Raw genomic sequence first — 16,174 nt, 5'->3', positions numbered from 1 at the left:
TTCACAGTAGGACTATTGTCCACACCTTGTACTATTGTCTCAAATGGCCTTTTGGGGCGGATTTGGAGGGTGTTACTTTTGCTCTGCTTGTAAATACTCAGAGGGAGATTTGCCATAATAGTTTTTGAAGCATCTGGTAAAATAACCCGGGTCTGTAAACCCTACTTTATAGGCTATTTCTGCTATATTCATCTGGGAGCTTTTGAGTAGGTCAAGTGCTTTTTGCAGCCTCATATTTCTGATAAGAATGCTTACCGATTGACCAAATTCTTTTTTTACTTTTTTGTAAAGTTGAGACCTGCTCATATTGAGTTTAGAAGCCAAATGATTGGGGCCAAAGGAATCATCACTGATATGTTCATGAATGATTTTTTGAACTGAGCTGAGAAAGTCAGTAGAGTGGATGTTATTATAATCTTCCTGACTCTCTTGAGAGCCGTAAGTGAAAAGAGTATGCTCTGTAATATTTCGCTTAAGCCGGATTAGGTTGGTAAGTTTAGTTTTTAAGAAAAGCATTTTTGATGAGTAGGGCAGATAATCTTCAGCCCCGGCAGACATGCTTTGAAGCATTTCTTCTTCAGATATTTTATGGGTGGTAAGTATTACCGGAATAAAAGCCGTTCTTGGATCAGATTTAATTTTATGACAGAGTCTAATGCCATCCATTTTATCATTTATGGTTTTAGAAATAATGATGTCAGGCTGGTTATTCATGGCAATAAGAAAGGCTTCTTTTTCGCTATAGGCCTTCTCGATATCAAAATCATGGGAGAGCTTTTTTTCATAGGCAGCAAAATTTTCATTGTCCAGAATTAAGATTAGAGGTAGAGTTTTTGTCTTCAGGCTGGTGTTGAAGGGAGATATATAATTCAGCAACTGGAAGCGAATTTGGGAAAAGGCCTCTTTATCACTTTTTAAGTAGTCAATAAACTGTAGGTTTTTCGTATAAACAAAAGGAAAGTTGAAATCAGGTGTGAATGCATAATGAGGAGCTACAGTTTTAATTTTTTTCTTTTTCAGGTAGAATCCTGAGCCTGCAATTATGATAAGGACAATCAGATAAGTGCTCCATGCCATCCAAAAAGGACGACTTACTACTATGGTTAAGGTAACGGGTTCTTGCCTCCAAAGGCCATTTTTGTTGGTAGCTTTAAGCATGAAAGTGTATTTGCCTGGAGGTAAATCATGATAAATTACTTTCAAATCTTTGCCTCCTTGGGTCCATTGCTTTTCCTTACCTTCTAATTTATAGCTGTATTGCGTCTGAGCTGGGTTGCTAAGGTTGATGCCTACGTAGTGAAGTACAAAGTTATTTCTATTGTAAGGGATTTTTATGGAGCCAGATTGCTTTGGTGATAGTAGCATTTTACTACTATCAGCTTCATTGAAATTAATCATTTGAGTGAAAAACAGTGGTATTTTGGGGGTGTCACTGATCTCTGGAGATGGATTAATCGTGATTAGCCCCTGATTCCCTCCGAAATGAATCTTTCCATCATCGCCAATAGTGTATGAGCCATGAAAAAGCTCATTATGATCAAAATTGTCATTGTTTCTTACTGATACGAACCTGTCGGAGAGTTTGTCATAGGTGTAAATGCCATTTTTAGTGGCTGTCCAGATGGTGCCGAATGGATCTTCTGTAATGGCTGTAATGTTGGGTTCTGTGAGTCCGGCAGACGATGAGTAGGTTTTAAAAGTGCCGCTAAAGGCTGTGTCTGTTAGGTTGAGGCCATCTTCGGTGCCCACCCAAACACGTTGCTTGTCATCAATAAAAAGGCTACGGACCTGGTTGTGAGATATATTGCTGTTTTTATCATTAAAGGTTTTAAAAGATTGCTTTTGGGTATTGTATAAGGTTACTCCGGCTACACTGCCGATCCATATTTGATTTTTGGCGTCTATAGCCAGCGTGTACAGCCAGTCGTTAGCTAGGCTGTGCTCCCATTTCAGATAATTGGCCTTAATCACTTTTACCTCTTCGGTATTTGGATTGTATTTAATGAGCCCATGACCATGAGAAGCCATCCATAAATTGCCTTTATGATCTTGTTTTATATCTCTTATATCTAATCTATCTTCCTTGTCAAGGGAATCTTCAATAGGAATTTTCACAAATGATTTTTCCTCGGCTTGATATTTCTGCAGTCCGCCGTCATAGGTGCCTATCCATATATTATGTTTGTTATCTTCGAATATAGTGTAAACAGACCCCTTGCCTAAACCGCTGCCTTTTTGTGGTTCAAAATAAGTGATCTCCTGTTTTTGGCTGTTCCATAAAGAAATACCACCTGAATAATAACCAATCCAAAGGTTTTGCTGATGGTCCTGCATTACGGAAGAAATACTCTCTAACGACAATGAATCTTGAGTTTTGAAATGAGTGGTGATAGGAGCTGTTTTTTGATATGGAATTATTTTAACTCCTCGCTGATCCAGGGCTATCCATATGTTTTTTTCATTGTCTTGATATATACATTTACCCGTGTAATAGGCTGAGGCGGTGTTTTTGAATTTTTTATGCAGAAAGGTGTCGTTATTGCGAGTGCTGAAAATACCAATATCAGTGCCTGCCCATAAGGTGCCATCCTGCTCTTTATATAGTGCTTCTATACTGCCCGGAGCCTGCTCAAAAGTGGCATGTGTGATTTTGTTGGTTTGCAGATCCATCAACTTGAGATTGCCATTGGTTTCACCTATCCATAATTGACTTCCATCTATTAATAATGAGTTGATGTTATTGATTTTGTCTCCTTCTTTAGAGTCTATTTTTTCAAGAAAATTGCTGTGAGGATTAAAATGATAGAGCCCTCTGTTCATATATCCTACCCAAATATTACCATCTCTATCGGGCTCCAGGGTTTGAATATGATCTCCATGCATTTTTGTTTTTACATGTTTCAGTATTGTTTCTGTATACTTTTTTGTGGGTGCAGTGCCGAGTTGTTTTTCTAGAGCTAATGAAAATTGAGATACATTAGGGAAAATGATATTCTTGATTGGTTTGAGTTTGCTGATAATACTTACTGGAGTATCTTCTTCTTTTAACTTTTGAATGCTACTATTATCTATAAGTACTTCAGTTTCATGAAAATAGCGTTTGAATGTGTTGGTTTTCTTGTTATAAAGGTTAAGCCCCATGCTGGTGCCTATCCAGAGCTGGTTGTTAGCATCTTCAGTAATGCAAGTGATAAAAGGATCAGTAATGGAAGTGGGGTTGTAGTTATTATGTAAAAAGTGTTCGAAGGTTTCATCGGCTGGTCTATACCTATTCAGGCCTTTGGTTTTAGTGCCTATCCATAAAGCTCCGGTATGATCTACATAAAGAGCGGTAATGTAATTATCAGAGATAGAGGAGGTATCATTTTCATGATGCTTAAAAACTTTAAAAGAATAGCCATCATATCTATTGAGACCATCAGTAGTACCCAGCCAAAGGTAGCCATCAGGGGTTTGTGCAAATGAGGTTACATTGTTTCCTGATAGTCCGTCTTTTTTAGAATAAATACGAAAGTCCTCTTGCGAGGTCTGGCCAATAGCCATATTAACTGCTACACACAGTATGATTATGATTGGTACAAGTCTCATCACTCTCCTTTTTCAGTTGCCTTCTACTCTACCAGCTACATAGGTAGGTTTTCAATAAAGAAATAAAGCCACCAATTTCAGGGGACTGTCTCAAAAGTGGTTACTTGGTTAGTGAATGTCACATAGGTACTGGAAACATCTTCCTATTCCCTATTACGAAAGATTTCGAGTGCCTGATTCTGACTTAAGAGTTACTTTTGAAACAGACCCTATTCACAACAGAAAAGAACAGGTAGTCTTACTGTTGAGATGAGGTGGACTGTCATAGGTAAGTGCGCATGTAGATTTATATAGTAGCATAGAGTTTAGGTTTATTTAAATAGAATTTAAGTAAAAAAAATCTAACTATACTTATAAAATATTAATATAACATACATCAGAAAGTTTAGGAGTTTTCTGTAGGTTAAAGAAGAAATAAGAAGGGCTAAGAATAGAAAAAGCTCAATTCTATGCTAGAATTGAGCTTTTTTAGAATGTTATTTTTTACGCTTTAAGCAGAATTTCTACCGGCATTAATAATACCGAAAGAGCATCTTACAACCATTTTTTCATATACATCTATGTTGGCAGCTTCTCCTTCAGCTGCTTGTATTTCTCTTATTCTATTAAGAGCATATTGCTGAATAGTAAGTAGAGGTAGCTCAATGCGCTGTCTCATTTGGATAGACACTCTGTTTATAGGCTTATCTCCCATCAACTCAGAAGTACCGGTTAATTTTAGCATATAGGCCTTGGTTCTTTTAAACTCTTCGTGAATTAAAGTCCAAAGTTCACCATATACAGGGTGCTCTGCCAGATAAGCTGTTAATGGGAAGAAACATTTGCACATCGCCATTTCGCAGTTATCAAGTAGGGTTTTGAAGAACAGTGAGTCTTTGTATAACTTACATACTTCATTCCATTTTCCTTCTGCTTCCATTTGTTCAAGGGCATAACCTACACCATAATATCCTGGTAAGTTTTGCTTCAATTGGCTCCATGAACCTACATAAGGTACAGCTCGCAGATCATCCAGATTGAGCTTGCCAGGCTTACGCTTGGAAGGACGACTACCTATGTTAGCTTGTCCGTAGTATTTTAGTGGGCTCACCTCATTCAGATACTCTAAGAAGGCAGGGTGATTCTTAAGGTCTTCATATGCCTGATAACTCTTCTGAGATAACTGAAGGAGTAAATCATCACCTTCTTTAGTTTGAGTAACCTGTCCGGCATAAAACAGTTCATTACTAATGCCGGCGTGCATAAGCTGCTCCAGATTAAAACGAGCACTTTCTACAGTACCAAAATTAGAGCTAATGGTTTGGCCTTGTATAGTAAGCTGTATTTCTTTATTGGCAATATTGCTACCCAGTGATGCGTAGAACTGGTGGGTTCTACCTCCACCTCTGGCAGGAGGTCCACCACGTCCGTCAAAGAACACTACCTGAATATCATTAGCTTTAGATGTTTTGGTTAACTCTTCTTTGGCTTTATAAATACCGAAGTTCGCCATTAAATACCCACCATCCTTGGTACCATCAGAGAAGCCTACCATAATGGTTTGGATATCTTTTCTGTTGGTCAGGTGCTTGCGGTACACTTCATTCTTATATAATGAATTCATTACCTCAGAGGCGTTATTCAAATCTTCTACAGACTCAAACAGCGGCACTATATCTACTTTAAGGTCATTGGCGTCCCAGCCGGAAAGTTTAAATAAGCCAAATACATTCATAACATCCAGCGCACTGGTGCTGTGGCTAATGATGTAGCGATGGCAACCTTCTTCTCCATTTTGCTTCTGAATCATTTTCACAGAAGCGATAGTTTCTAATGTATCTCTAAAAAGCTCGTCTTCAAAAATGGAAGGATCTATTACCTCATTGATATTGAGTATCGCTTCAATTTTTTCTTCGTCAGACAGTTGAGTGTAGTTATCAGGAAGAGCAGAGGTCTTTTTAGCTACTTCAGCCATGAGGTCTGTATGTACTGAACTATCCTGACGGATATCCAGAGAGGCAAAATAAAGACCGAAAAGCTCCACTTTTCTGAGTAGATCTTCAACCATTTCAGAGAAAAGGCCATTGTGCTTCTCCCATAATGTTTTTTGAATTCCTTTCAGCGTGCTGATCATTTCATCTTTAGAGAGGTCACTGTGCTTTTCAGGGGCAGATAAATTAAGGTAAATCTTCTCTTCCAGATTAGCCAATACACTATCTACACCTTTAAAAGTCAACCTTCTTCTTAGCATATGAACATCTTCATAATAAGCTTTGAGAAGACCTGCTCTTAGTTCAGCAGCCACTTTTTTAGTGGTGTTTACTTTTACAAAAGGGTTTCCGTCTCTATCGCCGCCAGGCCAAAAGCCCATGCGTATAAGTGAGTTAGTCTCGTTTACTTCATCAGGAAACTGAGATTTAAACTCAGACATAATTTTACCAGCCGCTTTGTAGAACCTATGTCTTAAAAACCATATAAGGTTTACGGCTTCGTCATACGGGGTTGGTTTTTCTTTTTTAAAGAAAGGCGTTTTTCCCAGCTGTTGTAATAAGCTATTCACCTCACTTGTATTATCTTCAGCTACTGCTCTTGATAGGTCATTGATTATACCCAGAACTTCACTAGGGTAAAACTGCGTAGGGTGAGCAGTAAGGACTAGTCTTACAGAAAAGTCTTTTAGTTTTTTAGCCAGTTCATCTTGTTTTTTAGACTGTACCACCTCAGATTCCAAGTGCTTTAAGGTACCTACACCTTTTAGATCATATATTTCACTAAAAGCGGCCTCTTCTACAGCATCAAAAAGTACTATTTGTCTTTCAGTGTATTGAATAAATCTGAAAAGTAGGTCTAATTGCTCCTGGGGATCGTCGTAAGAAGTGCTTTGTTTAAAAAAGGAGTCAATGATTTCAACTGGGCTTTGGTTTTTTTTGAATCCATCTTCACAGTGTAGTAGAAAGGTAGATAGCAATATGCCCGTTTTTTCTACACGGTGAAAAGGAAGGTTGGTAAATAAGCTATTGTAGAGCTGAAATTTCAAGCCTACCTGCTTATTGTAATTTTGAATTTTGTTTATAGCATTCATAGAATCTATTTTTCCATTATTTAGAGAGTTTTTCTCTTAGGCACAGGCCCTTTACATTGACAAATAAAAGGAAATTATGTTTAACAAAAATGCGTAGTTTATTTAACATCAGTAAACAGAGCTCTCATTTTGGTCATTAAATTTGAAGAATCAGAATTTTATACTTCATTTTTTATGATTCAATGAAAAATGATTCAGTTATGGCTATATATTTTGTGAAATATTTAAAAGACATAAATTTTATAAGATATATCATTTGGTGAGTAGCAAAAGGATCAATTTTTTAAATTAGTGCCAAATTTCACAATATGAAGCACTTATATTTTTTAATCATTTTCATTTTTTCATCTTTTTTTACGGTCAGTGGTCAGCAGCTGTCGGACGGATATAAACTAGAATGGGGCAATTTCTATAACGTTGAAGACAATTATGAAGAGATTTTCACATTTATAAATGATAGTACACAAATTTTAAGTGTCAAATTTCAGAAGAAAGGGGTTGTCTTTCAGGAATTTGATGCACAGCACTTGTATCAAATTAAGCAGAATACAGACGAAAGTATGTCTAAGCGCTACGTTCCACAAGCGCTATTAAAAAAACAAGGCAAGGTATATTTATTTTTTACAGATCAAAAGAACTTGCTGGCTGATTGGGATTTGTACATTAGTGAAGTTGATTTGGAAAGTTTGCGGCTTAAAGAATATAAATTGTTATTTTCAGTGGCAAAGGGACTAAAGTATGCTTTCAAAAGACCTCTCTTTCACCCTTACCTTTCTCAGGATAAATCAAAACTGCTATTTTGTTATCGTATTAAAAACAGTGTTAATGATCAAGATGAAAAAGTCTTGGCTTATGTTTTTGATGATAACCTAAATGAGTTGACTCGTGGAGTGTTAGACTTTCCATATCAAAGAGATGAGGTAGAGTATTTAGATATTGAATTAGCAAATGATGGTACTATCTATGGCTTAATAAGAGCAGAAGAAAAATATCACTTCATTAAATTTATGGACGGTGAGGTGAGTTTAAATCTTCTGGAATCTGAAGAACTGGCTTATATGAATGATGTTACTCTCAGAGAAGACACTACCGGTAACTTTATGATGATAGGCTATTTTGGTGATCATATTGAAAAAAGGCACAGCTTGGCTAAAATAGATAATGAAGTGAGTGCTAAGGGAGTGTATATGGCTCAGATTACAAAGGAAGGAAAAATTCTAGATGAGAAGAAAGTGCTTTTCCCGAAGCAATTGTTGTATGATGTGATGCCTAAAAGGGATTCAGTTGAATTTATTGAGAAAGATTACGATCTAGGAATAAGAAATTTGGTGCTGAAAGAAGTTGAGCCTAGGAAAGATGGTAGTTGGATGTTATGGGGCGAGGTTAGCTATATTTTGAGTGAATATGATATGGGAAGAACCAGAGATATCTTGCATTTAGAGGATGTAGTTGGTATGAAAATAAATGCAGCAGGTGAAGTCTTGTGGGCTAAGAATATAAACAAACACCATATTGGGGGTGCTGATAACACACACTCATACCAGAATATAGGGGCTCTTTACACTTATTATGATAAGAATAAAACTCACTACTTTATGATGCCTGATCATATTAAGAATGCCAATATTGCAGATAATGACAGGCCGGATATTCATAGAGGAGGAGCTGGTGGATTTATTTCAGTTTATACCATCAACGACATAACAGGAGAAAAGGAACATTATATATTATTCGACCTTCGTAATGTAGCTGGAAATGACTTGAAGCAGTTCCATATCGATGATGTTTTGATAGGTAAACATCTGAAGTTCTATTTTGAAGCTTATATAGGAAATAAACGAGATATGCTTTACAAGCTGGAGTTAGACCCTGAAGTAATAAAATAAGAAGTTAAACAAACTACCTGATGATTAGGAAAGCGTCAGGTAGCTGTTTAAACATTCTGTGCAATACAAGGAATTCTCACTATTTGAAAAAAGGCTATTGCCTTTGCTGTAGAGGGAGGATTCGAACCTCCACGGAGCGGTTAGTGCTTTTAAGTGTTATTGGATACCTGAAAGAGTTTATCCCGTGACCTCCACCCCCGAGACCGGAGGGCATGTCTGCCTGTTTCATCACCCTACAGTGTAGATCAATTCGTTAATTGATATTTCAAAGTTAATAAAAGATGTTTTTTGTTCAAATTTTATCAATTTATTGACTAATTTTTTGTGTATATTTTTATTTTCAGCTACAATCGTTAATGAATTTGAAATCCAAGTGCCCCTGTTGGGGTGTTTTTTGTGAAAATCATAATCTGCCACACGGCTTAGAGCATAAAAGCTCGGAATTTCTATAATTCCGAGCTTTTTTTGGTTTTGTTATTTGGATAGATTTATTCTTTAATGATTTTTTCTATATACTGTTGATCCCCGTCTTCAGCTAATATGATATAAGTTCCTCTTTCTAAACCTCCCAGTTTAAGTGTGGCACTTTCATTTTTCGTTTGCTCAGTAATTATTGTTTTACCATTAAGGTCTATAACTCTAATAGTGAATTGAGAAGCGGTTTCTGGTAAAGCTATTTTTAGCTTATTGCTAACAGGGTTAGGAGAAACCTTAAATTGCATTTTGTTCGCAATTTTTTCTTCTTCGGTAAGGTTGTTCGTGGTTCTGGCCGCAGAAGAACCATTAGAGCATTCATTTATAATTGAAGTTGTGGTATTGATACACTCAGTGTTATCAATAATTTCTACTGATAATTCTCCTTCAGCACAATTACCAGGAGCATAAATGATGGTATTAGAGCTTACAACGTTTCCATTTAAATACCATATAAGTTGATTATAAGTACTGAAATTATACCCGCCAGAAGTGGTGGTGATTTGATATATTCCAGCTCCAAACGGCTGTGTGATTATAAACTCATAGCCTCCGTCACCCGCTGTAGATACGTCTAAGGTACTTGGTGCGGTGGTTGTACACCCTACGGCTGACACGCTCACAGTTCCTACAGCATTGCCATTAGGCGCTACAGTTATAGAATTAAGATGGGTATTGTTAGATACGAATGTCCATCCTGAAGGGAGAGACCAGTTAAAGGAAACTCCTTGTTGAGCTGCTACACTGTAGGTAAGACTTGCATTCAGGTCTGTTTCGGTTAAGCATGAAGGTCCAGAGATAACAGGCGTTTCAGGAGCATAAGCAATTGTTAATGAGCTTGATTCGCTATTCTCACAACCAAGGGCTATTACAGAAACTGAGCTGTTCCCATTAAAGAAGCCAGCAGTGGTGGTTGCAGATGGTGACGTAGTGGTTAATGAGCTGGGAGAGAAGCTACTAGGGAAAGTCCACTGGTATCCGGTAGCATTATCAACAGCAGGTACGCTGTATGTTACTTCTTCATCAAAGCCAAATTCTAAGCATGTAGGTCCATCGATTGTAGCAGGAGTGTTTGGTTTAATAGTTACATCAAAGGTTAAAGCGTCATTACCACAATTAGCAGATTGAGCAGTTATTACACCGCCTGTCTCTCCTGCGATTAAAGTAATGGTAGACAAGGTTGTGTTTGCATCAGCTTTACTCCAGCCTTCTGGCAAATCCCAGATTACGTTAGTGTTTGAATTAGTAACTGAGTAGGTAACATAGCTTCCTGCTTCCACACATTCTTCTCCAGTTATTTCATTATTGCTTCCAAAAGACCTGTTTATGACAAAGGCAGTGTCTAAGGGTTGATTACAGCTTCCAGTTATTTTAAGTGTAAGTTCTCCTTGTCTGTTATCAGTATTTACTGTTATTGAGGGGTCATTAGGGCTAGAACCATCAGCAAAAGTCCAGCTAGAGCCAATACCAAAACCCCATTCATATTCTTCACCTTCAATGGCATTGAGGGAAACTGTGAACTGAGAATCATCTAAAGATAAACATTCAGGTGGAGCTACACTAAATGTGGGGGCTGCAGGACCTTGTGCCATAGGAAGTTCGTATGAGAAACTATCATTGAAATTGGCAATTCCTATATCAGCTTTTAAAATGTCATTACCAGTTAATTGTCCTACTTTAAAAGTAATAGAGCTACTGTCTCCACTATAAAAAAGTACATCCCAGTTGTTGGGGACATCCCATTCGTATAAGTCTATGCCTATTTGATCATTAATATTTACACTAACTAAAGGATCTATGGAGTAGGTAACAGTATCTCCAGTGAGTATGCATGAGCCACCAACAATACGAACATTTGACTGTTCTCCGAAAGATTTGTATATATCTACACTGACCGTTCTAGTACCGCAGACTTTTTCAGCACCATCCACCTCATAGCTAACATACAATCTTCCTTTACCATACCCAGGTTTTGATGGTTCCTTGACGTTTCTGGATTCTACTTGAACAGTGAATCCATTATTATTTCCTACAATCTTCAGGTCTCCTCTGGTATACCAACGGATGTCTTCAATGGGTTTCTCATCAGGGTTACTAAGTCGATATTCTGTATTAGAAGAATTAAAGTCAACTACGTCATAGTTATCAATTGGACTATATAAGTTACCATTTTTCTTTTGTATCTCCTGAGCCTTTATGCTAGAGAAGCATAATAAAAAGAATAAAAAAAACAATTTTGAAATTTTCATAGAATATTAGTTTAAGTTGATAGATGCTGTTTAAAGTGTCTTTATAGGGATTTCATCATTTTGACTATTTGATTTTTTTCATTATCTAAAATCTTTATCACATACACCCCACTTTCCAGTCCAGATACATCTAGTAGATAAGGCTCATGAGCTTTTAACTCCAGGTGGTGTTCTGATATAGTTTTACCAGTGCTGCTCATGATAGAAATGTTCATGCTTTTATCTTCATTACTTTTAATCCAAAGGTTGTTTTCAGTAGGGTTCGGATAGATTTGAAGGTCTGATAAAACGGGGTTTTCGGTGCTGGTGATGGTTGGTATTTCTATGTTTTCAATGGTAGTATTACAACCCTGACTATCAGCTATATTGACATTATAGCTGCCTGGTGTTAATATTACTTCTTGTCCAAGAATAGCAGGATCTTCCCACTCAAATTGGTATGGAGGGGTTCCGCCCTCACAGTTGATGAATATTCTTTTTGTTTGCCCATCGGCGTCTTCTATAGTGTAGCTACATTGTAGTGGTTGAAGCTGGTCTTCTATCATAATGGTTTGTGAAATTTCACAATCATTGGCATCAGTAAGAATTAATTCGTAGGAGCCAGCTAAAAGCTGATCCTGAGATAATGTGTCATAACTATTTACCTGGTATAATAACTGACCATTTTGGATGATAGAAAGCGAGTAGGGGGTAGTACCACCAGTAGGGTAAATCTGGATAGATCCTGTCTCAGAGTCAGCGCATTGCGGAGATATGATTTGGCTTGAAAAAGATAATGGATAAGGCTGTGTTATGCCAATTAACGCTGTTTGCACCTGACAACCAGTGTTTACATCTTCAACCCATGCCTGATAATTACCTGGTTCAAGATTAGAGATTTGCTGCGTATTAGCATTGAAGGAAGTACCATTTCTTGTCCATGAATAACTAAAGTCTCCGGATCCACCTGTAGGGTTTAATGTGATAGAGCCATTACTGGCATTAATACAACTAGCATTTTGAGAGGTGTTACTTACCGCTAGTCCATTGCAAGATTCAGGAGCTTCCAGCGTTATGATGTAGTCTTGTCTGCCTCCTCCAAAAAGATCATTGCCGCAGGCTTCATTTGCTCCAGGAGTAGTAGATGCTGAGTTAGTGAGTTTTATTCTCATTCTGGTCTTTCCTGGTATTACATTTTCAGGGATGGTAATGGTATTGCTTAAGCTTCTGTCGTTGTATGCAGTGGTTCCCATCAGGAAAGATTCTGTTTCGTGGTCCCAGTTGCCATCTCTATTAAGATCAATGTGGACCCATACATTATACTTGTACAGGTTGCCATTGAGAACACTATTTGTGAAGTTGAAGGTATAGGTTTCATTGGCTTTTAAGGTAGTAGTGTACCGCTCTTCTGGTAAAAGTGTCAGAATTTCATCTTCAGCATTTCGATTGTATTCTAATGTATTGATTCTAATATGATTGATATATTCGTTGCCCCCTATTAAAGGTCTAGGTTGACAATAGTCTTGATAAAGTTGAGTCGAAAAAGAAGCCTGACAAGAGTAAAGAACGTTTCCATCACTGTCTTTAGCTATTCTTTCAATAGTGTATTCTGTATCCGGAAGAAGTTGCGGCAAATTGATTTCTCTTGACGCAAGATTGAGAGATAAGGTATCAGGAGCCTGCCCCGATACACCTAAAAGGATATCATAGGTCGCATCATGCTCAGAGGCTTCAGCCCAAGCTACTGTTAAGTTAGTGGTGGGAGCCTGAGCAAATCCATCAAGCAGGTTGAAGTAACCAATTTGATTTGGATCATCTAAAAATCGAGTTGACTGGGCTTCAGGAAATCCTTTGTAAGTGATTAGATAAAAAGGTTTGCTACAAGGAGGGATAATGCCAGATGGAGGTGTGAAGTTGTATGACCATCCTGTAATCTCATTGTCGTTTGGTAAAATGAACACATTTTCATTGAGCTCACAGACGGCATTTAAATCATCTACAATTTGAGGAGTGGCCCAAGTGTTAGTGTCTTCTTGAATTTTCAGTAATGAGACTTTGTTAACCGTATCTCCTCTAAACCCTATCGTAAGGAACTGAATTTCAGTCAATATACCATATCGTTGAAGAGCTGAATATGCTAATCTAAAGGATTGATCAATTTCAGAAAGTTCAATTTGGCAGGAAATACCTTTTAGGGAAGCTCCGTCTTGATATCCTATCCCTATAATAGATGTTTTTTCTCCAGGAAACCCAAAAGTACTAATTGAAATAGAATTGTAATCGGGATAATAACTAGTGCTGATTCTTCCAAGAGCGATCATATTGTCAAATAAGGATGATGAATTAGAAGAAAATACGCTATCAAATGATGTTGGGATGCTAAAGGGCTCTTGAGAAGTTCCTAGTTTAATATAACCGTTCGAAGAAAGTGCGAAGCGATCAAAGTAGTTGCCACTGAAATAGAAGGGGAAACCTATATCATACCCCACTCCAGTAACAGCATTTTCCTCAATATCTGTTACTTCATCAATAAAAATTCGCCAAGGGGCTCCTTCTGTAAAAAAAGAGCGATCACTATTTCGTAATAAAAATTCATCACCAACGGAAAAAGAATAATCTTCAATCTGTGCCTCTGCTGTGAGAAACGTAAAGAACAAAATGAAGAGAATAATTTTACTCTTCGTTAAAAAATTAAAGTTCCAAACCATAACCTTATTGTAATATTAAAAAATCAGGGTAAAGGTAAGGCTTGCAGATGTATATAATTTCTTGAATTTGTGTAATAACTTACATCTGGAATTAATTTTTTCAAACGAGCTAGGGCATTATGTTTACCAGCTTTCCTGTAGTCCTTCTTTAAGGGTTTTTTCATACACTTCCTGATTGAAGGTATATAGGTCCGGAGCTTTGTGAGCGCCTCCTTTGCGGGTTTCATTTAGCTTGGTTAGTATGCCGTATCGCATCATTTTTCTATAGAAGTTACCCCTGTTGAGCTTTTTATCGAGTAAAGTCTCATATAGTTTTTGCAGCTCAGGCATTGTAAACTTATGTGGTAATAGATTAAGGCCTATTGGTTTATAATTCAAGTCCCTTCTTAGGTGGATCAGGGCATCTTGTAATATCTGACCATGGTCCATCATCAGCTCAGGGAGCTCATTCAGGTCTACCCATTCGGCGGATTTAGTATATTCTCCCGGAGTGGGTGTAAGCGTGGAAAAATCTATAAGTGCATAATAAGCAATGGAAATAAATCGCTGCTTATTCCATAGGTCATCAGGGTAGTCTTTAAAAAATTCCTGAGATCGATACGGATCGCCGTAAGTATTGAAATGATTAAGGAAAATTTCTCCAGCGCCTGTTCTCTCTTTTAAAATACGCTGAGTAGCAGTGTGCAGATCTTCATCCTTTTTAAGGTATCCACCAGGTAGGCCCCATTGCTTTGCTTGTTTTATCTTAATAAGCAAAACCTTTAATATTCCCTCACTAAAACCAAATACGGTACAATCTATTGATACACTGGGTAGATAGAGCTCCTTGTTCTTATTGGAATCATCTACAAGTTTTTGATGTATTTTAATAGTCATAGGTGGTCGATTAATCTGATAGCAGAAGCTAGGCTCCAAACTAAGTAATAATGAATAAAAATCTAAAACGTTTGCAGATTTTTATTGATTCACTTTGAAACAATAAAAAAATTGTTTTATATTGCTTCATAATGAAGCTTTAAACATGTCTTTTTTAGAAAACGATTGAAATAAGCGGAGACTCAATTTTAACATGCAAGGAAGAATGAGGAGTAAAATAATTATAGGGGTGTGGTTGTTGATAGCTTTTTCTTGTAAGCAACAGCAGAAAGAAGTGAGTAATGAGGCAAAAGTAGCTGAAGACACAGCTATGACTAGTTGTCACAATAACTTACCTTCCAGATTTTCTAATACAGACGCTTCACAACAGATAGAGCCCAGAAAAGAAAGAAGCACCGAAGGAATGATTTTGGTAAAGGGGAGTACATTCTCCATGGGAGCTTCAGATAAAAGAGGCAGGCCAGATGAGTATCCTCAACATCAGGTAAAAGTATCATCATTTTATATAGATCAAACATCAGTAACTAATGCCCAGTTTGCTGAATTTGTAGAAGCTACAGGTTATATTACTACGGCCGAGCAGGCGCCAGATTGGGAGGAGTTAAAAAAGCAACTTCCTCCGGGCACGCCAAAGCCAGCAGATTCTTTACTAGTACCCGCATCTTTAGTATTTCATGGCACTGACGGTCCTGTGCCTTTAGACAATGCCGCTCTCTGGTGGCGCTGGACTTCTGGAGCTAACTGGAGGCACCCTCACGGACCAGATAGTGATATAGAAGGAAAGGAGAATTACCCCGTAGTACATGTTTCATGGTATGATGCTAACGCTTATGCTCAATGGGCAGGCAAACGCTTACCTACTGAAGCTGAATTTGAGTTTGCAGCCCGCGGCGGTATGGAAGATAAGCTGTATCCATGGGGAAACGAAGAGCCTTATGAAGGCGAACCCAAAGCCAATACCTGGGATGGTAAATTTCCCTATAAAAATACAGGTCAAGACCAGTTTGTCTCTCTGGCTCCTGTTAAGTCATTTCCGCCTAATGGGTATAATCTATATGATATGGCGGGTAATGTTTGGGAATGGTGTGCTGATAACTATAGGCATGATTACTATAAAACAGTGGCCCAACAGTTAGCTGTAGATCCGCAGGGCCCAGAAAGAGGTTTCGATCCCAGGCAGCCAACAGTACCCGTAAAAGTAACGCGTGGAGGATCCTTCATGTGTAATGAAATGTATTGTTCAGGTTATAGAACAACATCCAGAATGATGTCTTCACCTGATAGTGGTTTTGAGCATACCGGTTTTAGGTGTGTGATGGATGTAACAAGTGATATAGAATAAACTAAAATTAA

7 protein-coding genes are annotated in these 16,174 nt (G+C 37.7%); 2 read left to right on the top strand and 5 right to left on the bottom strand.

Translation table 11 applies throughout. The features are described from left to right. Positions 1 to 72: 72 nt before the first annotated feature. Both LVD15_RS03460 and LVD15_RS03455 read right to left on the bottom strand, forming a co-directional pair. Positions 73 to 3,588: a two-component regulator propeller domain-containing protein gene (locus tag LVD15_RS03460; RefSeq protein ID WP_233778921.1), complete on the bottom strand. Its 3,516-nt coding sequence runs from the start codon at positions 3,586 to 3,588 to the stop codon at positions 73 to 75. A 490-nt stretch (positions 3,589 to 4,078) separates the two neighbouring features. Then, positions 4,079 to 6,649: a phosphoenolpyruvate carboxylase gene (locus LVD15_RS03455; RefSeq protein WP_233778919.1), complete on the bottom strand. Its 2,571-nt coding sequence runs from the start codon at positions 6,647 to 6,649 to the stop codon at positions 4,079 to 4,081. A gap of 308 nt (positions 6,650 to 6,957) precedes the next feature. Here LVD15_RS03455 and LVD15_RS03450 point away from each other — a divergent pair, with 308 nt between their 5' ends. Beyond that, on the top strand, positions 6,958 to 8,535 hold the full coding sequence (locus LVD15_RS03450) for a hypothetical protein (protein ID WP_233778917.1): 1,578 nt from the start codon (positions 6,958 to 6,960) through the stop codon (positions 8,533 to 8,535). Positions 8,536 to 9,023: 488 nt separating this feature from the next. Here LVD15_RS03450 and LVD15_RS03445 read toward each other — a convergent pair whose 3' ends face one another. The 3 genes from LVD15_RS03445 to LVD15_RS03435 form a co-directional block, all read right to left on the bottom strand. Next, the gene (locus LVD15_RS03445) at positions 9,024 to 11,258 is read right to left on the bottom strand and encodes a PKD-like domain-containing protein (RefSeq protein ID WP_233778915.1); all 2,235 of its coding nucleotides are present in this window, start codon (positions 11,256 to 11,258) and stop codon (positions 9,024 to 9,026) included. A 41-nt stretch (positions 11,259 to 11,299) separates the two neighbouring features. After that, entirely contained in the window at positions 11,300 to 13,894 is a 2,595-nt protein-coding gene (locus tag LVD15_RS03440) for a T9SS type A sorting domain-containing protein (RefSeq protein WP_233778914.1), read from the bottom strand. Positions 13,895 to 14,068: 174 nt separating this feature from the next. After that, positions 14,069 to 14,821 carry an NUDIX hydrolase gene (locus LVD15_RS03435; protein ID WP_233778912.1) on the bottom strand — a complete coding sequence of 251 codons (753 nt, stop codon included), beginning with the start codon at positions 14,819 to 14,821 and terminating at the stop codon, positions 14,069 to 14,071. Positions 14,822 to 15,026: 205 nt separating this feature from the next. On the opposite strand from LVD15_RS03435, the gene LVD15_RS03430 reads away from it, so the two are divergent. Continuing rightward, complete coding sequence (locus tag LVD15_RS03430; RefSeq protein WP_233778910.1) at positions 15,027 to 16,163, top strand: formylglycine-generating enzyme family protein; 1,137 nt, start codon at positions 15,027 to 15,029, stop codon at positions 16,161 to 16,163. Positions 16,164 to 16,174: the final 11 nt, after the last annotated feature.

Source organism: Fulvivirga maritima, assembly GCF_021389955.1.
Lineage (GTDB): Bacteria > Bacteroidota > Bacteroidia > Cytophagales > Cyclobacteriaceae > Fulvivirga > Fulvivirga maritima.
This window is presented reverse-complemented; position numbering and strand designations above follow the sequence as displayed.

Excerpts from the sequence above, each read along its gene's own strand:
- LVD15_RS03455 (WP_233778919.1), bottom strand. The coding sequence starts at position 6,649 with ATGAATGCTATAAACAAAATTCAAAATTACAATAAGCAGGTAGGCTTG.
- LVD15_RS03435 (WP_233778912.1), bottom strand. The coding sequence starts at position 14,821 with ATGACTATTAAAATACATCAAAAACTTGTAGATGATTCCAATAAGAAC.
- LVD15_RS03430 (WP_233778910.1), top strand. The coding sequence starts at position 15,027 with ATGAGGAGTAAAATAATTATAGGGGTGTGGTTGTTGATAGCTTTTTCT.
- LVD15_RS03460 (WP_233778921.1), bottom strand. The coding sequence starts at position 3,588 with ATGAGACTTGTACCAATCATAATCATACTGTGTGTAGCAGTTAATATG.
- LVD15_RS03445 (WP_233778915.1), bottom strand. The coding sequence starts at position 11,258 with ATGAAAATTTCAAAATTGTTTTTTTTATTCTTTTTATTATGCTTCTCT.
- LVD15_RS03450 (WP_233778917.1), top strand. The coding sequence starts at position 6,958 with ATGAAGCACTTATATTTTTTAATCATTTTCATTTTTTCATCTTTTTTT.